We start from the raw sequence: 19,916 nt of genomic DNA, 5'->3' as shown, positions 1-19,916 counted from the left end.
GCCTACGCGTAGCGCAGCCGGCTATCCCAAACCGCAAGATCGGTCGAGCACGCCACGGCCATTCCGGCCTAACTCAAGCCGCCACGGAGGAGGGACGATGACGGCGGCACTGCAAAACTATCAGGCCCGGATGCGGCGGGTGCTGGATCATATCGACCGGCACCTCGATGCTGATCTGGACCTGGACGCGGTGAGCGCCGTTGCGGCCTTCTCGAAATTCCATTTCCACCGGCAGTTCACGGCGACCTTCGGCCTGTCAGTGCATCGCTATGTCCAGCTCGCCCGCATGAAGCGCGCCTCGTATCAGCTGGCCCATATGGATGCTCTCGATGTCACCGAGATCGCGATGGATGCCGGTTACGACGCACCGGACGCTTTCGCCCGCGCCTTTCGGCAACGGTTCGGGCAATCGCCGTCATCGTTCCGGAAGTCGCCGGATTGGGAGCCGTGGTTTGCGGCCTTCGGGCCTCTCGATAGCGCGAGGAGCAAGCTCATGAGAACCTTTAACAGTGACGACGTGACGATCCGCGAGGTGCCCACCACACGGGTGGCGATCATGGAACATCGGGGAAGCCCGGCGACGCTCGGGGCCACCATTCAGCGCTTCATCGCCTGGCGCAAAGCGCGCGGCCTGCACCCCGGCATAAGCCCGACCTTCAATGTCTGGCGCTCCGAGCGCAATCCCGCATCGCCTGCCGATTACAGCACGGACCTCTGCGTCGGCACCGACCAGCCGATCACGGGATCCGACGGCGACGTCAAGGCCGGCGAGATCCCCGGCGGCCGCTGCGCCGTGCTGCGCGTCGTCGGCTACACCGACAATCTCGAGCCCGCCGCGCTGTTTCTTTACCGCGAATGGCTTCCAGCCAGCGGCGAGGAAGCGCGCGACTTCCCGATCTATTGCCAGCGGCTGAGCTTCTTCCCTGACGTGCCGGAGCATGAGACGGTCGCGGAGCTTTTCCTGCCGCTGAAGTAGTGCGTGGCATGGCGCGCACCAAGGTATGGCTGCCGGCAAGAGAGCCTGACCGCCGCGGATCCAGAACCCGCGGCAAGGGTTCTCGATCCCGGCTGCCATTGCGGCAGCTGTGGGACCAGCCCGGGCTCATTTCTCCAGATCGAACTGTGGAGACAGCTCAAACAAGCGCGATCCGGACAGCAATTCAACCACGTCCCATCTTCTCGAATTTCTTCACCAGCCGCTCCCGCTTCAGCCGCGACAGCCGCTGGATCCAGAACATCCCGTCGAGCTGGTCGATCTCGTGCTGATGGCAGACCGCGCGCAAGCCGTCGGAGTCCTCGCTCTGCGTGGTGCCGTCGAGATCCTGATAGCTGATCCGGACCCGGGCATGGCGCTGCACCTCGTCGGTGACGCCGGGCATCGAGACGCTGCCCTCCTTGTGCAGGATCATCTCGGGTGAGGCCCATTCGATGTGGGGATTGACGTAGGTCTGCGGACCCGCGGCGGCATCGAACTCGAGCACAACGAGCCGCAGGGGTACGCCGATATGCGGCGCCGTGATGCCGATCCCCGGCGCGGCGCGCATGGTCTCCAGCAAATCGGCCGCAAGCTCGCGCAAGCTGTCATCGAAGCCGGTGACGGGGCGGGCCGGCATGGCGAGCCGGCGGTCGGGGTAGCGGACGATAGGGCGGATGGTCATTCGAGCCTCCTAGCACTCACGGAAGGTTGGTGCATCCATCCTTTTTCGCCTGCGAACCCGCACATTTTGACGCGTCGGCGAGGCGCGTCGGAACACTCGCACCCGAACGCCTTTCCACAGCGCGAAGCGGATTTGCTGCTACAAGGCTCGCGTGGAAGCAGCTATGCTGCGAGCCGGAAGCTAAGCGTCGAATATCTCGTGGAATGGCAAGTGCTTTCGGACGTTCTCAAGCGCAAGGACATCTATAGCTACTTCAGCCGATCGGCGATGGAGAAGGCGCACGTCTACCAGGCCCAGGGGCGCGTCTCGGCGCTGGACGTCAGCGAGGACTTGACCAGCATTGGTTCCAGGATGCGAGGCAGCGAGTCCCAGCAATACCGCGTCGACATCCAGTTGAAATTTGACCACGGCAATCTCGCGGACCTTGATGGCGATTGCACGTGTCCGATGGCCGTAAACTGCAAGCATGTCGCGGCGACCCTGCTCGAAGCGTTGAGCGACAAGGAATCGCCGGGGCGGCCGGCGGCAACCTCCATCAAGGCGCAAACGCCCTTGGCCCCGCCGGTTCTGGGTTTCGAGGTCAACGCCTGGATCGACGATGTCGGCCGCGCGGTCGCGATCAGGGACGCTGTTGGGGACGAAACTCAGAAGCTATTGTACTGCCTGCAGCCGTCGGAGAACCCGATGCCTTGTCTGGTGGTGTCGCTGCGATCGGTTCGCCTTCGCAAGGATGGCAGCTACACCGGCAATTTCACCAGTCCAAGTCCCTACGAGTTCAAGCCGGAGCGGGCACCGAAATATTTTCGCGATGTCGACATCGACATCATGACCGCGGTGAAGGCCCGCGTTCGCGGCTATTCCGATCAGGGACCGCATACGGAACAAGTGTTGCGCCGCATTGTCGAGACCGGCCGGGCGTTCTGGCGCGACCACGAGCGGCCGCCGCTGCGCTGGGGCGAGCCGCGCGAGGGACGGATCGAATGGCGTCCCGTTGCGGCGCGCGGTGCATCACCGCAGCTCGTCGTGCAGGGGGGCGTCGGGCTCAATGCCGAGCCTCCGGTCTATGTCGACGAAGCCATCGGTGTGATCGGGCCTGTCCAGCTCGACTTGCCGCCGCGGCTCGCCTCCAAGTTCCTGTCCGCGCCCTCCATTCCCCGCGCACAGCTTGAAGAGGTGTCGCGTCGCCTGAGCCAACGATTGCCGGAGCTTCATCACGGCCTCCTTCCGTTGCCGCCGGTGCCCCCGGTACCTGTCGACGAGGATCCGCGTCCCGTGCTGCGGTTGAAGGGCGGACATGTCGGCGCGAGCTATTTTTACTATCACACCAAGAACGAAGCTCCTGGTCCCGTTGGGGTCGCCAGCCTCGGCTTCCGCTATGGCGGCTTCGACATCGATCCGGGCCAGCGCGGAAGTCCGCTGGAGCTGGTTCAAGGCGGGCTGGTCTATGCGATCACACGCCGCCCGGGCAAGGAGAAGCGGGCGCGCAAGCGCCTCGCGGAGGCGGGCCTCGTCGTGGCCAAGTCCGCGCTTCCGATGCTCGATCACCGTCATGTCGCGGATTATACGCTGAGCGACCAGCAAGGCTGGTTCGATTTTCTCGCGCTGCATGCCGGCAAATTGCGGTCGGACGGCTTCGAGATTCTGGTCGACGACGACTTTCCGTTCCGGCTGGCGGACTCGTCGGGGGATTTCGATGCGGTACTGGAGGCCAGCGGCATCGATTGGTTCGAGCTCTCGCTCGGCATCGAGATCGAAGGCGAGCGTCGCGATCTCGCGCCGCTTCTGGCCGCGCTGGTTTCGGCTCCCGGCTTCAACCCCCAATCCCTGGCGGCCCTCGCGGACAAGAGCGAGCGGTTCCTTCTGCCGCTTGCCGATGGCCGGCACGTCGCGTTGGCTGCCGATCGCTTCCTCCCGCTCGTGCTGGCGCTGCATGGCCTGCATGCGAGCGGCGCGTTCCAGGATGCGTCGAGCAAGATCAGGCTCTCTCGTGGGGAGGTGATTCCGCTGCTCGGCGTCGAGACCGAGAGCTTCGCCTTTCGGGGAGCGGACAATCTTCGCCACCTTGCAGGTCTGCTTCATGCGCGCGGGTTGGCCGGGCCGGAACTGCCGTCGACCTTTCGCGCCACGCTTCGGCCCTATCAGGCGCAAGGCGTTGCATGGCTCGACCTGCTCCGTGAAAGCGGGCTCGGCGGAATTCTTGCCGACGACATGGGGCTCGGCAAGACCGTCCAGGTTCCTGCCCTGATCGCGCTCAAGAAGGCGCGAGGTCATCTCGCTAATCCCGCGCTCGTCGTCGCCCCGACCAGCCTGATGACGAACTGGTCCGCCGAAGCGCAGAAGTTCGCGCCGGACCTCAAGGTGATCGTGCTGCATGGTCCAGATCGCAAGCACAAGTTTCCTGCCATCGCCGAGCACGACCTGGTTCTGACCACCTATCCGCTGATCGCAAGGGACCGCGACATTCTGCTGGCGCGCGAGTGGCACATGGCCGTGCTCGACGAGGCGCAAACGGTCAAGAATCCCGATGCCAGCACCACGCGATGGCTGCGGGACACCAAGGCGCAGCACCGCTTCTGTCTGACGGGCACGCCGATGGAAAATCACCTCGGCGAACTCTGGTCGATCATGAGTTTCGTCAATCCGGGCTATCTCGGCGACAAGACCGCCTTTTCGCGCCAGTGGCGCAACCCGATCGAAAAGCGCGCCGACCAGGCGCGAGCCAGGGCTCTGGCGCAGCGCGTCAAACCATTTCTGCTACGCCGGACCAAGACGGAAGTGGCGACCGAACTACCGCCCAAGGTCGAGGTCAAGGAGGCCATCGCGCTGGACGGACCGCAACGCGACCTCTACGATTCGATCCGGCTCGCGATGTCGCGCAAGGTTCGCGAGGCGATCGCAAAACGCGGTCTTGCCAAGAGCCACATCGTCGTGTTGGAGGCGCTGCTCCGAATGCGGCAGGCCTGTTGCGATCCCGCATTGCTGAAGCTGGACGACGGCGTCGAACGCCCGTCGGCGAAGCTCGATCGTCTCATCGAGATGGTGGAAGAGCTGCTGAGCGAGGGACGCAGGATCATCGTGTTCTCGCAGTTCACCTCCATGCTCGAATTGATCCGAAAGCGGTTGGACGCCGGAGGCTTGCGCTACAGCGTTCTCACCGGGCAGACCAAGGATCGAAAGCAGGCCATCGAGGCCTTTCAGGACGGCGGCGCCGGGATTTTCCTGGTCAGCCTCAAGGCAGGCGGAGTCGGCCTCAACCTGACTGCCGCCGACACCGTCATCATTTTCGATCCCTGGTGGAATCCCGCAGTCGAGGAACAGGCGATCGACCGCGCCTATCGCATCGGGCAGGACAAGGCCGTTTTCGTTTACAGGCTGGTGGCCGCCGGGACGATCGAAGAGAAGATGGACGAACTCAAAGCCAGAAAGCGCGCGCTCGCCGACGGCCTGTTTGATCGCGACGGCGCGATTGCGTCGGCCCTGACGGAGGCCGATGTCAATGCGTTGTTCGAGGGCTAGCCGGCCGCAGGGTGGGCTGCACCCGTGGCGACGACGGCTTTGGCGGGATGGTGACATTGTGCCGGTGTTTTGCCCGACGAGTCAAATCGCGGCTTGGAATCCCAAGCTCCCGGCATCGCGATTGCCTCCCGGATCGGAAGTCGTTGATTCCGCTGTGGGCGGCTACTGTGCATGGGGTTGTTTTCGGCTTTTGTGGCGAGGGCGCGAATTCGCGGTTCCCATTCGTCTTGCAGGTGAGACAGACCTGACGGGAGACAAAAATGCCTGCTTCCAGATATCGCTGGGTGATCGTCGCTGCTGGCGGCTTGCTTGGCTGCGTCGCCATCGGCGGCATGTTTTCGCTGCCGGTGTTCCTGCAGCCGATCGCCAAGGACACCGGCTGGTCGGTGACCGGCATCTCCAGCGCGATGACCATTGGCTTCCTGGCGATGGCTTTCACCAGCATGGCGTGGGGCACGCTGACGGACAAGTTCGGGCCGCTGCCCGTGGTGCTGACGGGATCGAGCGTGCTGGCGCTCAGCCTGTTCGCCGCGAGCCACGCGACCTCGCTGCTCGTGTTCCAGATCGTGTTCGGCCTTCTGGTCGGCGCCTCCTGCGCGGCGATCTTTGCGCCGATGATGGCGACGGTCACCGGCTGGTTCGACACCCATCGCGGCCTCGCGGTCTCGCTGGTGTCGGCGGGCATGGGCGTGGCGCCGATGACGATGGCGCCGTTCGCGGCCTGGCTGGTTTCGCATCATGACTGGCGCACCGCGATGCAGATCGTGGCGCTGGTCGTCGCAATCATCATGATCCCGGTCGCGTTGCTGGTCCGCCGCCCGCCGGCGCTTTCGCATCCGCCGGCCGCGGCGATGGGCGGGGGCGCCGCGCCTGCCGAGATGTCGCGGGGCGAAGCGCTGCGCTCGCCGCAATTCCTGATCCTGCTCGCCACCAATTTCTTCTGCTGCGCCACCCATTCCGGCCCGATCATCCACACGGTGAGCTATGCCGTGAGTTGCGGCATCCCGCTGATCTCGGCGGTGACGATCTACAGCGTCGAGGGCCTCGCCGGCCTCGGCGGCCGCATCGCCTTCGGCCTCACGGGCGATCGTCTCGGTGCCAAGCGCGTGCTGGTCTCGGGCCTGCTCGCACAAGCCTTCGGCGCGCTCGCTTACGCGTTCGCCCATCAGCTCACGACCTTTTATGCGGTCGCGGCGGTGTTTGGCTTCATCTATGCCGGGACCATGCCGCTCTATGCGGTGATCATCCGCGAGAACTTTCCGCTGCGCATGATGGGCACCGTGATCGGCGGCACGGCGATGGCCGGCAGCCTCGGCATGGCGACCGGTCCTCTCGCCGGCGGCCTGATCTACGACGCGTTCTCCAGCTACGCCTGGCTCTATATCGGCTCCTGGGCGATGGGTCTCGGCGCCTTCCTGATGGCGATGACGTTCCGGCCGTTCCCGAAGCCGCAAGGTGAGGCGGCGCCAGCACCGGTGGCGGCGTGATCCGCGCGAGGCGCAGCAGCTAGAGCTGCGCCTCGATCGCGGTCTTGTCGATCACCGACCACACCTGCCGGATCTTTCCGTCGTCGAACTCGTAGAACACGTTTTCGCAGAAGCGTACGCGCCGGCCGTTCACGGCGAGCCCAAGGAACGTGCCGGCCGGGGCGCAGTCGAATTTCAGCCGCGCTGCAATGCGCGGCGGCTCGGCGATCAGGAGTTCGATGTCAAAGTGCAGATCCGGAATCTCGCGAAAATCCCGCTCCAGCATCGCGCGATAGCCGGACAGTCCGAGCGGCCGCGCATTATGCGCGACCTCGCCATGCACGAACCGGCCGAGCGCAGGCCAATCTTGCCGGTTCAGGCAGGCGATGTAGTTGCGATAGATGCCGGCGAGTTCCTCCCGTGCCATGGCATGTTCCATCCGCGCCTCTGCAAATGCTCGACCAGCGCCCGTAGTTTCGGCGCAACGTTGCGGATAGTACAGATAGAAGCCGGCGAAGACGGGGCAATAGTCTTCGAGGATCGGCACCAGCTCGCCGCGAACGATCGCAGGGCGAAAGCTCGCCTCCATGCCGAACGTGATGCCGGCGCCGGCAATCGCCAGCTTGATCATCAGCGCCGTATCATTGGTCGTGATTTCGGGGGCGACCGCGACGCTGAACTCCTTGCCGCCGTCGGCGAACTCCCAGCGATAGGGCCTGAGCTTCGGCGCCGGCCTCCAGCCGATGCAGCGAAACGACGCGAGCTCGGACGGATGTGAGGGGACGCCGAAGCGGTCGCGAAACGACGGTGCGCAGACCGCGAGCTGGCGCTCGTCGCCGGCGATCGGCACCGCGATCATACCCTGCTCGATGACCTCGCCGAGGCGGACGCCGGCATCAAAGCCTGCGGCGACGATGTCGAATTCCGTGTCGGTTACGTGATGTCGAGTTGCACCTCCGGATTCGCTTCGGTGAAGGACGCAAGCAACGGCCCGAGAGAAAATGCTCGGCGATTGAAGAGACGGCGAGGCGCAGCAGTCCACCCAATGCCAGCGCTCCATGGCGATGAAGACACCGCGCCATGATCGTTTGCTGCATTTTCAGAGCCGCTTTTCGAAGAACAGATCCGGATACGGGTCGTCGTTGAAGCGCGGAATCTCGCGCCAGCCGGTGGTGCGATAGAGCTGACCCGCCTCCGGCAGGGCGCTGTTGGTATCCAGCCGCAACAGCGCGATGCCGAGCGAGCGTGCGGCCTCTTCGGCGTTGTCCATCAGGCGCCTTCCAAGCCCCAATCCGCGCGCGGAAGGGGCAACCCACAGCCGCTTGATCTCAGCGTAGCCGTGATCGGTGCCCTTCAGGCCGACGCAGCCGATCGGCAGCGTATCCGACATCGCGACGATGAAGCTGCCGCGCGGCCGGCGCATGTCCTTGGCGTCAGGATCGCGCGAGAGCGACACGTCAAAACCCTGTTTGAAGCGGCGGCCGAGCTCGGCGTAGTACTCAGCCAGGCAGTGGCGCGCCTCGTCGCTGCGAGGATCCATTTCGTTGAGCGCGATGCGATCGCGTGTCAGCGCGGAGGCGATCAGATCCATCGCCGCCAGCAGCACCTCGCGCTGCGAGTTGCGGGCAAGAAGACCTTCGGCCTGACTATTCGACAAGTCCTCATAGGCTGCGAACTCGCGCTTGCCCGCGCCCGTGAGGCTGGCCACGCGACGGCGCGCATCATCCTCATGCACCTGCGTCTCGATCAGGCCTTCGTCCTCAAGGCTGCGCAGCAGCCGGCTCATCAGCCCGGAATCAAGGCCGAGATAATCGCGGATCTCGCCGACGTCGGAGCGCCCATGTCCGATCGCATTGAGCACCCGTGCCGCCCCGAGTGGCCGCCCGCGCCCGAGGAAGGACGTGTCGAGCGCGCCGACGGCGGAGGTCACGGCACGGTTGAAGCGGCGGACGCGGGAGACGGGATCAAGCATTATCTGACTTTAGTCAGATATATTCCCCCGGTCAATCACCCCTTATTTTCCCAGCATCACGCGTCGCTGGCGCGGTAAGTGTCGGGGACGACGAACACCTCGTCGGCGCGGCCATAGCCGCCGTCGGGCGGAGGACCTCGCCAGCGGCACGCTGGTCGAGGTGCTCGCCGATCACCCGCCGTTGCCGACACCGCTCTTCGCGCTTTATCCGCAAAACCGCCAGCTAGCGCTGCGCCTGCGCGTGTTCCTCGACTGGATATCGGGAATTTTTGCCGGCACATCACCGCCGACGGAATGCAAGAGGCCGCCGATAAGCCAGTAACGCGTCAGTGAGTTGTCCGATCGTTCTCCTGATCGCCTACCACCTCCGGCGCCATCGCGGCCCAGGCACTGGACGCGAATTGCCGCCGCCAGGTCACCACCACCACGGCGGCTGTGGTCACGAACAGCACCCAGGGGCTGACGAACCAGCCGAGATAGCCGAGCGCGAAGAAGAAGGCGCGCTGGCCGCGGTTGAAATGGCGCCCAGCGGATTCGAACACGCGAGAGGTGCGGATCACATGGGCCTCGGCCTCCGGCGTGTCGCGCATGGAGGACGGCGGCATGCCTCCGAACAGGATGGCGACATAGTTGAACAGCCGATAGGCCCAGGCGAACTTGAAGAAGGCATAGACGCAGATCAGCACGAGGCCGACGCATTTCAGCTCCCACAGCGCCGGCGAGGGGCTGAGGTCGATCGGCAGCTTGCCCAGAATGGTGATGGCGTCGTTGGTCGCGTGCAGCAGCGCCAGCGCGCCGCCCAGCGCGAACAGGCTGGTGGAGGCGAAGAAGGCGGTGCCGTTCTGGAGCGAGGCCATGATCTGCATGTCGACCATGCGCGTCTCGCGGTCGAGCAGGCGGCGGACCCAGACCTCGCGATACCTGTTCATCCGCGCCGACAGACTGTCGCGGCCATAGGCGGAGTGCTCGAGCGTGGCGGCATAGGCCAGCCATTCGATGATGAAGAAGCCGACGGCGGCGATGTCGACCCAATGCCTGCTCATATCTCTCTCCTCGCGAGCCGCCACGATTGCCATGCTTGGTGGGGGGGCGGCAACGATTGATTGGCGGCAGGCAATGGCGCTAAAAGCAGCGCATCCAACAGACCTGCGGAAGGATCCGTGACATGGCAGCGCTCAAGCTCGCGATCGGCAACAAGAACTACTCGTCATGGTCGATGCGGCCCTGGCTCGCGCTCCGCGCCAACGATATTCCGTTCGTGGAGACCATGATTCCCCTCTACACGGAGAATCCTGCAGACAAGGAGCAGATCCTGTCCTTCAGCCGCGCGGGCAAGGTGCCGGTGTTGGTCGACGGCGACATCACGGTGTGGGATTCGCTAGCCATCATCGAGTACATCGCCGAGCGCTATCCTGAGAAGAAGCTGTGGCCCGATGACGTCGCCGCACGCGCGTTTGCCCGTTCGGTCTGCGCCGAGATGCATTCCGGCTTCATGGCGCTGCGCAATGAATGCGGCATGAACCTGCATCGTCCGGTTCGTCCCGTGACGCTGTCGGCGGACGCCAAGGCCAACATCGTGCGCGTGCAGGAGATCTGGCGCACCTGCCGGACCCGCTACGGCGCCGGCGGGCCGTTTCTGTTTGGCCGCTTCGGCGCGGCGGACGCGATGTATGCTCCGGTCATCCATCGTTTCCGCACCTATGCGATCGAGGTCACGCCGGAGACCCAGGCCTATATGGACACGATGATGGCGATGCCGGCGTTCCAGGAGTGGACCCGCGATGGGCTCGCCGAAACGCTTGTCATCGAAAAATTCGAGAACGTGTGAGCATGACCCGGAGAAGTGATTGGGCGCCGCTTGACGGTGTGCCGGCTCGCGGCGCTCAATCACGGGGACAACGAAGAGGGGATGGCTATGGGAATTCTGGACTCGCTGGAGAACAACCCCGCATTGCGCAGCGCGCTCGGTCAGCTCGGCGCCGCCGTGCTGCCTGCCGTGCTGGGCGAGGTGATGGGCAACAACAACCAGGGCGGCCTGAGTGCGATCGTTGCCAAGCTCCAGCAGGCGGGCTTTGGCGAGCAGGTCAAGTCATGGCTCGGCAACGGCCAGAACCTGCCGATTTCTGCCGACCAGCTCCGCGCGGTGCTCGGTAACGACACCGTCCGTCAGCTCGCTGCGCGCTACAATATCCCGGTCGACCAGCTCAGCGAGATCCTCGCCCAGGAGCTCCCGAAGGCCGTCGATCAGGCGAGTCCGAACGGCCACCTGCCTCATGGCGCCTGAGCCGGGCCGTTCCGGCGGTATCACGGGACCCCGGGTTCCCTGTCTATCACCCTGAAAACGTTGCGGGATTGGCGCATTTGCCGGGCCCGCATACTGCTGGCCAAAACGCCGCATCGCGTGCTATAGGTCACGCCGGGTTTCAGCCGGTCCGTCGCAGTGGGGACCCTGGGCACGGCCGGCGCTGTTTGAGTGATGGAGATGGGCGTTGAAGCATAAATTCCCCGTGGGATCGCGCGTATTGTTCACGGCCAGCAACGTCGCGCGTCCGGCTGCGAGTGGCTCATACGAGGTCATTCGTCTGCTGCCGACGGAAGGCGACGACTGCCAGTACCGGATCAAGAGCTCCACCGAAGCGTTCGAGCGGGTCGCCAAGGAAAGCCAGCTCGCGCTCTCGTAATGCGCTGACCGCCGCACCCACTGACATCGCGGACGAATTTACGCAGCCCGCCGTCAAAAGGCCCGCTTCGCCTCGGCAAGGTGCGGCCGGGGCAGTTGCCGGTTCGCGGTGCTCGCTTGACCATCAGCTCTTGGCTCGCGTGAGGGGACGTCGCGCATGAACTGGGCATGGGCCTCGTCGCTCGACCAAATCTGGCGGTCGCCGGCGTTTCCGATGTGGATGACGTTGGCAGCTGCCGGCTTCTTCGGCTTGATCCTGCTGATCACGCTCGTGCGCGCCGAGAAATCGGTCGCCAACGGCGCGCTGACTGTCATCACGCTGCTCTCGATCGGCATCGCCGTAGCTGCCACCATGCGCGTCTACGGACCGCTGGGGCACGAAACCTCCACTGCGGAAGCCCGCACCCAAGCCACGGTGACCGCGACGCTGCCGGCACTGGCCTGCCTCGATGATCTCGCCGGCGATGCCGTGGCCATCGGCTGCGAGAAGGCGCTGTTCGGTGCGCCGGACGCGGCGGCTGCGGCTGTCGCCTACACTGCTGCGCGGCTCGATCGGCTGACCGCACTCGGCGACGCCGCATCCGCCGAGAAGGGCCTGACGCTCGAGATGAAGGTGCTGCGCAAGGCGCTGGAGCGTGATCGCTATGGTCTCGTCGCTCAGGTGCTGGTTGCGCGCGACGGCTGTACCCAGTTCGATTGCGCCGCGTTCCGCTCGCTGACCGATCAGCAGCAGGTCGCTGCCAACATGGATACCCATCTCTATGATCAGCTGGTCGCGCGCTACGCGCCGACTTGGAGCGCGCCTGCTGCGGCGCCGGGCGCGTTGCCGCCTAATCCGATCGCCGCGTTGCCGCCGTCTATGCCGACGGGCAAGCCGACCAATGCAGAGTTCCCGAGCGCCTCGTCGACCCCGCCGGTGAGCATTATGAATCCGGAGCCGCCTACGGCTGCTACGCGCCAGGCACCCGCCAGTGCGGCGGCAGGGCCGGCGCTACGTGCCCCAGCTACAGCTCAGGCTGCCCCGTCTGCGGCCCCGGCTGCGAAGAAGCCGCCCGCGCCGAAGGCTGCGCGCGCAGCACCCGCCGCGCCGGTTCCGCTGGCGCCGCCGCCGGCCGTGGCTCCCGCGGCTGCGGATAACAACTAGTTCGGCTTTGAAAACCTGTGGCCGGCCCGCTAATGCTGGGCCATGCCACTCCATTTGATCAAGCTTGCCGTCGGCTGCGACTCCGTCAAGGAATTGAAGGAGTGGATCGCCGAACGGATGCAGACGGCCAAGAAAAAGGGCCTGCCGCAACACCACATCCACATCACCCGCATGGTGCCCAAGCGCGACGCCGAGATTCTGGCGGGCGGTTCGCTCTATTGGGTCATCAAGGGCGAGATCGCCGCGCGCGAGAAGATCATCGGCATCGAGCCGTTCCGCGACAAGGACGGCATCGGTCGCTGTCGAATCGTGATGCAGCCGAAGGTGATCTCGGTGTCGCCGCGGCCGATGCGCCCGTTCCAGGGCTGGCGCTATCTCACCGATGATTCCGTACCGCCCGATATCGGCAAGTCCGCCGCAGGCACCATCGCGGCTATGCCGGAGCCAATGCGGCGCGAGCTGCGCGATCTCGGTCTGCTGTAGCTAGACCGCGATATTGTCGATCAACCGCGTCGTGCCAAGCTTGGCCGCGACCAGAATCCGCAACGGCCCGTCCTTGCGCGAGGTGACCGGCGCCAACGTGTCGGCATGGCGGAGTTCGAAATAGTCGAGCGCGAAGCCGGCCGCCGTGATCGTCTTGGCGCCGTGGGCCATCGCGCTCGCAACGGCTTCGCCGGCCTGGATCCGGCGAGCGCTGTCCTTCATGGCGCGGTACAGGGTGGTGGCAGTCTGGCGCTCCTCGACCGAGAGGTAGACATTCCGCGAGGACATCGCGAGGCCATCGCGCTCCCGCACGGTGCGGGAGCCGATCACCTTCACGCCGAGATCGAGGTCGCGTGCCATCTGCGTCACCACGCGAAGCTGTTGGAAGTCCTTCTCGCCGAAGATTGCGACATCGGGCCGGCATTGCGTGAACAGCTTGCCCACGACGGTTGCGACCCCGCCGAAGAAGTGCGGCCGGAAGCGGTCCTCGAGGCCGGCCAGCGCCGGTCCTTCCGGGACGATGCGCGTCGCAAAGCCTTCCGGATACATCACCTCTACACCGGGGTGCCAGACGATGTCGACGTCCTCCGCCGCGAGCTTGGCGATGTCGGACTTCCAGGTCCGCGGATAGGCGCCGAAATCCTCTGATGGGGCGAACTGGGTTGGGTTGACAAAGATCGAGACCACGACGCGACTCGCGCGCTGCCTGGCGAGGCGCACCAGCGACACATGGCCGTCATGGAGTGCCCCCATGGTCGGAACCAGCGCGATCGTGGCCTTTCGCTTGCAAGGCTGTCGACGGCTCGTCGCAAGGCGGGCACCGTGCGGGCGATCAAAGGACTTGCTGACATCAGGACTCGGAAAGGTTGGGAGCGGGCGCGGCCGGCTAACCTTAACAAGCGACGCTCGTGGACGCCATGCATCGACGTCAGGCACAGAATCATCTGCAGCGAGCAAGTCGCGCCGTTGTGGGCTGGATCACAGACGCGACACGGCGAACGATTCATCAAGACCTATTGGCGCACTGTGATTTCGTCATCCTGTCACGCATTTCACTTGACCGAAGACGCCGTCGACTCGAAGATATTGTTCAGGGGTGTTGAGGATTGCCATGCTTGTGCAGGCCAGCCAAAGCCAATCCGGCTCGGCGCACGTCGTTGTGCTCGGCAATGAGAAGGGCGGCTCCGGCAAATCGACTACCGCTCTGCACATTGCGGTCGCGCTCCTGAAGGCCGGCCAGCGCGTCGCCACCATCGATCTCGACTGCCGCCAGCAGAGCTTCACCCGCTACATCAACAACCGTTCCGCTTGGGCGCGCCGCACCAAGCTCGATCTCGAACTGCCGGTGCATCGCTGCATCAAGCTCGGCGAGACCATGCAGATCGCCGAGAACGAGAATTCCGAGTTCCAGCAGTTTATGGAGGCAGTCTCGGCGGTCGAGAGCAGCTTCGACTTCATCGTGATCGATACTCCCGGCACCGACAGCTATCTGATGCGGCTGGCCCATTCGATGGCCGACACGCTCGTCACGCCGATCAATGACAGCTTCCTCGATTTCGATGTGCTCGGCACCGTCGATCCCGCCAACTACGCCGTGACGGGCGAGAGCCATTACGCGGAGATGGTGCGCGACGTCAGGCGGAAACGCCGCCAGCTCGACGGCTCGACCACCGACTGGATCGTCGTACGCAACCGCCTGTCGATGCTCGGCTCCCGCAACAAGCAGCTCGTTGCCGAGGGGCTGAAGGATCTGTCGCTCCGGCTCGGCTTTCGCTACGTCGACGGCTTCGCCGAACGCGTCGTTTACCGCGAGTTCTTCCCGCGCGGCCTGACGGCCCTTGACGAGATCGACGAGGCCACGCTCGGGATGCGGCCCAATCTCGGTCATCTCACTGCGCGCGAAGAGGTGACGAACCTGCTTCGTCAGCTCAAGCTGCCGCTCGACGAGCGCGGCCGGCGGCGTGCGGCAAATCGCGCCGAGTGGTTCAGCCAGGTGGATAAGCCGCTCGAGGTTCACGACATCCTCGGCGCCTAGCCAGTACGTCGCTAATCTGGTCGTTCATGGTGGCGGGTTCCTGTGGAACCGAGCGCACCCGAAGTCGTTTTCACCAAACATTCACCGTGAAAAAGAAGCTGAACATGACGGGTTGCGTCGGATGGTGCCCTGCATCCGGATGTAGCGGTATCAGAGCAGGGTGCTCCCGAAACGTGTGCGCCGCACAATGAAAGGGCTGTCGGATCACAATATTTAGCCTTCCTGTCACGCGCCTGTGACATATATTAGGGAATAGGCGCGAAGGGGCCGAAGAGCTCCTCGAACAACACGATTTTCAACAGGGATCAGGCCGCAAGGCCTGAGGCTGAGGACGAAAATGAAGCGTGGAATTGCCGTTCTGGTTTCTGTCGGAGCCCTTTGCGGTGTCGCCTATTTCACGGCGAGCAAGTGGGCCATCAAGCACGAGACCATCACTTTCTATGACGCTTCGCGCGACAATCGTCCCGTGCCTGTCGACATCGCGGTTCGTCGCGACAAGGAAATGCAGGCCGATGCCGGCATGATCACGCTGCCGGTCGCCGTCATCAATCACGGCAATACCGTCAAGAACACCGAGTACGGCTTCCTGGCCAACGTCTTTGCGGCGCGCGGTTATCTCGTGGTCAGCCCGCAGCATGATCTGCCGACCGATCCGCCGATGGTGACCAAGCCTGGGGAGCTTTATGTCGGCCGCCTGCCCCAGATCCTGCGTGGCGTCGCCAACATTCATCTTGCAATGCAGGAAATGAGGAAGGTTCAACCCAACGCGGATTACAGCCGGGTGACGATGGTCGGCCATTCCATGGGCGGCGACATCACAATGTATTTCGCCAAGCAGTATCCGGATGAGGTCAAGAAGGTCGTGACGCTGGATAATCTCCGCGTGCCGTTCGTGACCGCCGGCAAGTTCAAGATCCTGTCGTTCCGTTCTCATGATCCGCAGTTCAAGACCGATCCCGGTGTCCTCCCCACTGACGAGGAATGCGAGAAGGCCGGTATTCAGGTCGTGAAGACGGACTTTCAGCACAACGATATGCGCGACACCGGCCCGGACGACGCCAAGAACTCGATCCAGGGCATGCTCGATAAATTCCTGAGCGACACTGACAGCGCCATCGCGCCGGTCGACACCCATTCGGCTCCGCCCAAGATCCTCGAGCCCGGTCCGGTTGCCCTGATGGCGCCTGCCAAGAGTTGATCCGAAGACGAATTGCTCCGAAAAAGCGCTGACGCATTCGGCCATAGAAGACTTCAAAGCCTCCGCCGGCTGCCGCCCGCGGAGGCTTTGCGCATTGACCGGGAAGGGCACGCTATCCACATTGGGGGCGTGAGACCAAATGTGACCTCAGATGCCCGGCGATCCCATCAAACCGCGCGATAGTGATGCCGTGTCGGCGAGGTCCGAAAGCGACGCCGCGTTGCCGCAGGAAAAGACGTCGAGCTCGGCGGACGTCGCGGCCTTCGTCGCCAAGGCGCGTGCGCTGTCGCCGCACGCGCCCGGCGCGAAGGGCCGCCTCATCTTCGCGCTGGATGCGACGATGAGTCGGCAACCGACCTGGGACATGGCCTGTGCGCTTCAGGCCGAGATGTTTCGCGAGGCTGCGGCGCTCGGAAGCCTCGATATCAGGCTCGTCTATTATCGCGGCTACAACGAGTGCCGTGCCACCGGATGGATTTCTGACAGCGGCAAGCTTGCGGCGCTGATGAGCAAGATCGATTGCCGTGGCGGCGACACGCAGATCGGCAGGGTGCTGACCGATGCGCGGCGTGAGGCCGTTTCATCGGGCGTGCGCGCGGTGGTCTTCGTTGGCGACGCTATGGAGGAAAAGATCGACGCGCTCTGCGCCAAGGCCGGCGAGCTCGGCATGTTGAAAGTGCCGGTGTTCCTGTTCCAGGAGGGCCATGATGCGCGCGCCGAGCAGACGTTTAGGGAGATCGCGCGTCTGACCGGCGGCGCCTGGTGCCGGTTCGATCCGGGCGCGGCAGCGCAGCTGCGCGATCTGTTGCGGGCTGCTGCCGCCTACGCTGCCGGGGGCCGCGAGGCGCTGTTGAGACTGGCGAAGACGGCGGGCGCCGCGGCGCAGCTGATTGGACAGATGAAGTAGCGAAGTAGCAGCCTTAAGTCGCCGCAGCCCGCGGCGGAGGCGGACGCCATGCATTTTGCCGGAAGGGCGGCTATATTCCTGCCATGACTCTGATCGCCGGCGTTGTCGCCGTTATCACACTCTATCTATTGCTCCAGATGTTCCGCGCCGCGAATCCGGCGGTGCTGGCGCGCGCCATCAAGGTCGGCGGCGGCGTGGTCGCGCTCGCAGTGGCGGCCTTCACCGGCTTGAGGGGCGAGCTGGCGGTGGCGATTCCGCTCGGGATCTTCGGCGCCGGGCTGCTCGGCTGGACGCCGCTGGCCAATGCGGGCTTCGGTAATATGGGCGGTCTATTCGGCGGCGGTGCAACACGCCCATCCGGCCAGAGCTCGCGCGTGCGCTCGCAATTTCTGGACATGCGGCTCGATCACGGATCCGGCCAGCTCTCGGGCCAGATCGTCGCCGGGCCTTACGCCGGGCGCAGTCTCGATGAGTTCAATCTTGCAGGCCTGCTGGCGATGGTCCCGGCATTCGATGCCGAGAGCGTGGCCTTACTTGAAAGCTATCTGGACGGCCGGTTTCCCGCTTGGCGTCAGAACGCGCAGGGCGATGCGGCAGGGGGGCAGCGCCGCACGGCGGCGAGCGGCAAAATGACGACGGAGGAAGCCTATCAGATCCTTGGCCTGCAGCCGGGAGCGGGGCGCGACGACATCAGCCGGGCGCACAAGTCCCTCATGAAGAAACTGCATCCCGACCAAGGGGGGTCGACGTACCTCGCTGCCCGTGTAAACGAGGCCAAGGATACTCTGCTTCGTACGCATAACGGCTAACTCCGGCACCACGCCACAAACGCCCGTACCGCGTAAGCTCCGCTTACTCTGTTTGCCGTCGCCTCGATGCCCGCCATTGTCGGCGTGGTCGATCCCTTGAGCAAAGTCTTAACCGTAAATTCTTGACGAGAGGTTGTCGCGGAACAGCTTCCGGCACCACCGCACCCCCAAAACAAAAATGCCCGCGCAAGGCACGGGCATTCTGTTGGGGAGGGGTAGAGAGATCAGTTACGAACAGTCATGCAGGAAATGTCGGCGCGCTTCAGCGTCCGACACACCGCTTCGGCCTGGTCCCGCTCGAGCCCGGCGAAGCGGGCGCGGTAGAGCTTGCGATTATCCCTGGCGACGACAGGTTCGGTGAACGGATCGGCCTTGCTGAGCAGGCCGTGGGCCGAACTGCGGGCCGCTTCAATGCGCTGCTGCGCTTCGCTCTCGCTCTCGAGCGCGCCAACCTGAACGATCCAACCGCTATGGGTGACGGCCGGTTTGGTGGTGGCGCTCATCTGGATCGGTTGCGGGGCCGGATCGGCGGAGGCCAGCTTGGCGACCGGGGCCGGCGACGGTGCAGCGGCGGTGACCGCCGGCAGCACGCCGAGGATGCCGTTACCGGTGCCGAAGCCCGCCGGCTGTTGCGGCAATTCGGTCCGGGCAACCTCGGCCCTGGCCGGCTCCGGCTTGTTCATGATGTCGGCCCTTGCAACGACAGCGCCGGACGTCTCCGCGACGTCGGGACGGGGCGAAATCGTATTGGTGACTTGCGGCGCAGCCTGCGTCGGGGCGGCGGACGCCACCTTCACCGCACCAGCCTTGACTTGAACCGTCTTGACCCGAACGGGCTTCATCGGCTCGGACGAACCCGGGATGAGGGAGAGCGGCTGGCTGGCGATTACGCCGTTGGTGAGCGGCGCGGGCTCAGTCTTGGATTCCGTGGTTTTGGCTTCTGGCCTGGGCTGCATCGGCGGCATCGCGGCGGTCGCAGCGGCAAGCGTCGCCAGACGAGAGGGACGCGGCGCGGCTGCCTCGGGGGCAGGAGCGGCTGCGACCTGAACCGGGGGCACGGGGCGAGCAGGGGCCTCAGAAGCATCGGCCAAGTCGGTGCTGGCGTCAGCGCTGTTGCGCTCGGTCACTGCGGCAACGGTGTGGGTGGTTGCGCCCTTGTCGAGGTTCTCCGCAAGCAGGTTGCGCATGATGGCGTCACGCGAGCCGCCGCTCCGGCCGCCCAGCACCACACCGATCAGATGGCGGTTGCCGCGGCGTATCGAGGTCACGAGATTGAAACCGGAAGCGCGGGTGTAGCCGGTCTTGATGCCGTCCACGCCCTCGACGCTGCCGAGCAGGTGATTGTGATTACGGATCGACTCTCCACGCCAGTTGAACGTGGTGGTCGAGAAATAACGATAGTAGCGCGGGAAGCGCTCCTGGATGGCGCGGCCGAGCGTCGCCTGGTCGCGCGCGGTGGTGACCTGCTCGTCATTGGGAAGGCCGTTGGCGTTGCGATAGACGGTCTTGGACATGCCGAGGGCGCGCGCCTTGCGCGTCATCATCGCGGCGAAATCGTCCTCGTCGCCGGCGATCGCTTCCGCGATCACCACGGCCGCGTCATTGGCCGAGCGGGTGACGAGACCCTTGATCGCGTCCTCGACGCGGATGGTCTGGCCGGCACGCAAATTGAGCTTGGTTGGATCCTGGTCGGCGGCATGTTGGGACACCGGCATCTCGGTATCGAGCTTCATCTTGCCGGACTCGAGACGCTCGAACAGCAGATAGAGCGTCATGATCTTGGTGAGCGAGGCGGGATGGCGCAGCCCGTCGGGGCTGGTTGCCTGGAGCACCGCGCCGGAATTGCCGTCGACGATGATCGACGCGAATTGCGGGCTGTAGCTCTCGGAGACGTCGCGGTGCACCCGATGATGGGTGTAATGGCGCCGATAGCGCCGAGCGTCGGCCGAATCGGTCGTGATGATGACGGTTGCGGTGACCGTGAGAAGTCCGAAAACGCCAACCCGCGCCAAGCGCGAGGAAGACCAGATGTTACGAAGCATGGAACC

General features: G+C 64.6%; 17 protein-coding genes and 3 pseudogenes. 13 read left to right on the top strand and 7 right to left on the bottom strand.

The window, feature by feature from the left end; genetic code table 11:
• Positions 1-97: 97 nt before the first annotated feature.
• The gene (locus tag BM374_RS09595) at positions 98-976 is read left to right on the top strand and encodes an AraC family transcriptional regulator (RefSeq protein WP_092291259.1); all 879 of its coding nucleotides are present in this window, start codon (positions 98-100) and stop codon (positions 974-976) included.
• A 184-nt stretch (positions 977-1,160) separates the two neighbouring features.
• Here the strand turns inward: BM374_RS09595 and BM374_RS09590 are convergent, their stop codons facing one another.
• Complete coding sequence (locus BM374_RS09590; RefSeq protein WP_092291257.1) at positions 1,161-1,658, bottom strand: peptide deformylase; 498 nt, start codon at positions 1,656-1,658, stop codon at positions 1,161-1,163.
• Between the two features lie 210 nt (positions 1,659-1,868).
• On the opposite strand from BM374_RS09590, the gene BM374_RS09585 reads away from it, so the two are divergent.
• The gene (locus tag BM374_RS09585; RefSeq protein ID WP_092291906.1) at positions 1,869-5,174 is read left to right on the top strand and encodes a DEAD/DEAH box helicase; all 3,306 of its coding nucleotides are present in this window, start codon (positions 1,869-1,871) and stop codon (positions 5,172-5,174) included.
• Positions 5,175-5,434: 260 nt separating this feature from the next.
• Entirely contained in the window at positions 5,435-6,661 is a 1,227-nt protein-coding gene (locus BM374_RS09580; protein ID WP_092291255.1) for an MFS transporter, read from the top strand.
• A 19-nt stretch (positions 6,662-6,680) separates the two neighbouring features.
• Here BM374_RS09580 and BM374_RS09575 read toward each other — a convergent pair whose 3' ends face one another.
• The 3 genes and pseudogenes from BM374_RS09575 to BM374_RS09565 all read right to left on the bottom strand — a co-directional run bounded on the left by BM374_RS09575 (position 6,681) and on the right by BM374_RS09565 (position 8,612).
• Entirely contained in the window at positions 6,681-7,067 is a 387-nt protein-coding gene (locus BM374_RS09575) for an ester cyclase (RefSeq protein ID WP_092291253.1), read from the bottom strand.
• Positions 7,016-7,680, bottom strand: a pseudogene (locus tag BM374_RS09570) (LysR substrate-binding domain-containing protein); the annotation flags it as partial. The gene BM374_RS09575 and the pseudogene BM374_RS09570, both read right to left, overlap by 52 nt.
• Positions 7,681-7,739: 59 nt before the next feature.
• Positions 7,740-8,612: a helix-turn-helix domain-containing GNAT family N-acetyltransferase gene (locus tag BM374_RS09565; RefSeq protein WP_092291251.1), complete on the bottom strand. Its 873-nt coding sequence runs from the start codon at positions 8,610-8,612 to the stop codon at positions 7,740-7,742.
• Between the two features lie 121 nt (positions 8,613-8,733).
• On the opposite strand from BM374_RS09565, the pseudogene BM374_RS39345 reads away from it, so the two are divergent.
• Positions 8,734-8,934, top strand: a pseudogene (locus tag BM374_RS39345) (hypothetical protein); the annotation flags it as partial.
• A gap of 4 nt (positions 8,935-8,938) precedes the next feature.
• Here BM374_RS39345 and BM374_RS09555 read toward each other — a convergent pair.
• Positions 8,939-9,655, bottom strand: coding sequence for a DUF599 domain-containing protein (locus BM374_RS09555; RefSeq protein ID WP_092291249.1), 717 nt, complete (start codon positions 9,653-9,655; stop codon positions 8,939-8,941).
• Between the two features lie 122 nt (positions 9,656-9,777).
• Here BM374_RS09555 and BM374_RS09550 point away from each other — a divergent pair, with 122 nt between their 5' ends.
• From BM374_RS09550 to BM374_RS09530, 5 genes are all read left to right on the top strand, one after another.
• Positions 9,778-10,440, top strand: coding sequence for a glutathione S-transferase family protein (locus BM374_RS09550; protein ID WP_092291247.1), 663 nt, complete (start codon positions 9,778-9,780; stop codon positions 10,438-10,440).
• An 87-nt stretch (positions 10,441-10,527) separates the two neighbouring features.
• Positions 10,528-10,896: a YidB family protein gene (locus BM374_RS09545; RefSeq protein ID WP_177248193.1), complete on the top strand. Its 369-nt coding sequence runs from the start codon at positions 10,528-10,530 to the stop codon at positions 10,894-10,896.
• A gap of 205 nt (positions 10,897-11,101) precedes the next feature.
• On the top strand, positions 11,102-11,293 hold the full coding sequence (locus BM374_RS09540) for a hypothetical protein (protein ID WP_024341041.1): 192 nt from the start codon (positions 11,102-11,104) through the stop codon (positions 11,291-11,293).
• A gap of 156 nt (positions 11,294-11,449) precedes the next feature.
• A complete protein-coding gene (locus BM374_RS09535; protein ID WP_092291243.1) occupies positions 11,450-12,436 on the top strand; it encodes a hypothetical protein in 987 nt (328 codons plus the stop codon).
• 42 nt (positions 12,437-12,478) lie between these two features.
• Positions 12,479-12,919 (top strand): DUF1489 family protein, encoded by a 441-nt coding sequence (locus BM374_RS09530; RefSeq protein ID WP_092291241.1) that lies wholly within the window; start codon positions 12,479-12,481, stop codon positions 12,917-12,919.
• Here the strand turns inward: BM374_RS09530 and panC are convergent.
• Positions 12,920-13,770: pseudogene (panC, locus tag BM374_RS09525) on the bottom strand (pantoate--beta-alanine ligase). It abuts the gene before it with no gap.
• A gap of 260 nt (positions 13,771-14,030) precedes the next feature.
• Between panC and BM374_RS09520 the strand changes: the two are divergent.
• From BM374_RS09520 to BM374_RS09505, 4 genes are all read left to right on the top strand, one after another.
• The gene (locus BM374_RS09520; RefSeq protein WP_092291239.1) at positions 14,031-14,954 is read left to right on the top strand and encodes a division plane positioning ATPase MipZ; all 924 of its coding nucleotides are present in this window, start codon (positions 14,031-14,033) and stop codon (positions 14,952-14,954) included.
• 337 nt (positions 14,955-15,291) lie between these two features.
• Positions 15,292-16,152: an alpha/beta fold hydrolase gene (locus BM374_RS09515; RefSeq protein ID WP_092291237.1), complete on the top strand. Its 861-nt coding sequence runs from the start codon at positions 15,292-15,294 to the stop codon at positions 16,150-16,152.
• Positions 16,153-16,303: 151 nt separating this feature from the next.
• Positions 16,304-17,059 carry a hypothetical protein gene (locus tag BM374_RS09510; RefSeq protein WP_092291235.1) on the top strand — a complete coding sequence of 252 codons (756 nt, stop codon included), beginning with the start codon at positions 16,304-16,306 and terminating at the stop codon, positions 17,057-17,059.
• 83 nt (positions 17,060-17,142) lie between these two features.
• Positions 17,143-17,868, top strand: a complete 726-nt coding sequence (locus tag BM374_RS09505; RefSeq protein WP_092291233.1) for a DnaJ domain-containing protein — start codon at positions 17,143-17,145, stop codon at positions 17,866-17,868.
• Positions 17,869-18,092: 224 nt separating this feature from the next.
• Here the strand turns inward: BM374_RS09505 and BM374_RS09500 are convergent, their stop codons facing one another.
• Positions 18,093-19,910 carry a D-alanyl-D-alanine carboxypeptidase gene (locus tag BM374_RS09500; protein WP_092291231.1) on the bottom strand — a complete coding sequence of 606 codons (1,818 nt, stop codon included), beginning with the start codon at positions 19,908-19,910 and terminating at the stop codon, positions 18,093-18,095.
• Positions 19,911-19,916 lie beyond the last annotated feature (6 nt).

The sequence above is a fragment of the Bradyrhizobium sp. Ghvi genome, assembly GCF_900115265.1.
Classification (GTDB): Bacteria; Pseudomonadota; Alphaproteobacteria; order Rhizobiales; family Xanthobacteraceae; genus Bradyrhizobium.
This window is presented reverse-complemented; position numbering and strand designations above follow the sequence as displayed.

Coding starts and splice junctions, on each gene's coding strand:
- BM374_RS09595 (WP_092291259.1), top strand. CDS start 98: ATGACGGCGGCACTGCAAAACTATCAGGCCCGGATGCGGCGGGTGCTG.
- BM374_RS09590 (WP_092291257.1), bottom strand. CDS start 1,658: ATGACCATCCGCCCTATCGTCCGCTACCCCGACCGCCGGCTCGCCATG.
- BM374_RS09580 (WP_092291255.1), top strand. CDS start 5,435: ATGCCTGCTTCCAGATATCGCTGGGTGATCGTCGCTGCTGGCGGCTTG.
- BM374_RS09575 (WP_092291253.1), bottom strand. CDS start 7,067: ATGGCACGGGAGGAACTCGCCGGCATCTATCGCAACTACATCGCCTGC.
- BM374_RS09565 (WP_092291251.1), bottom strand. CDS start 8,612: ATGCTTGATCCCGTCTCCCGCGTCCGCCGCTTCAACCGTGCCGTGACC.
- BM374_RS09555 (WP_092291249.1), bottom strand. CDS start 9,655: ATGAGCAGGCATTGGGTCGACATCGCCGCCGTCGGCTTCTTCATCATC.
- BM374_RS09550 (WP_092291247.1), top strand. CDS start 9,778: ATGGCAGCGCTCAAGCTCGCGATCGGCAACAAGAACTACTCGTCATGG.
- BM374_RS09545 (WP_177248193.1), top strand. CDS start 10,528: ATGGGAATTCTGGACTCGCTGGAGAACAACCCCGCATTGCGCAGCGCG.
- BM374_RS09535 (WP_092291243.1), top strand. CDS start 11,450: ATGAACTGGGCATGGGCCTCGTCGCTCGACCAAATCTGGCGGTCGCCG.
- BM374_RS09530 (WP_092291241.1), top strand. CDS start 12,479: ATGCCACTCCATTTGATCAAGCTTGCCGTCGGCTGCGACTCCGTCAAG.
- BM374_RS09520 (WP_092291239.1), top strand. CDS start 14,031: ATGCTTGTGCAGGCCAGCCAAAGCCAATCCGGCTCGGCGCACGTCGTT.
- BM374_RS09515 (WP_092291237.1), top strand. CDS start 15,292: ATGAAGCGTGGAATTGCCGTTCTGGTTTCTGTCGGAGCCCTTTGCGGT.
- BM374_RS09510 (WP_092291235.1), top strand. CDS start 16,304: ATGCCCGGCGATCCCATCAAACCGCGCGATAGTGATGCCGTGTCGGCG.
- BM374_RS09505 (WP_092291233.1), top strand. CDS start 17,143: ATGACTCTGATCGCCGGCGTTGTCGCCGTTATCACACTCTATCTATTG.
- BM374_RS09500 (WP_092291231.1), bottom strand. CDS start 19,910: ATGCTTCGTAACATCTGGTCTTCCTCGCGCTTGGCGCGGGTTGGCGTT.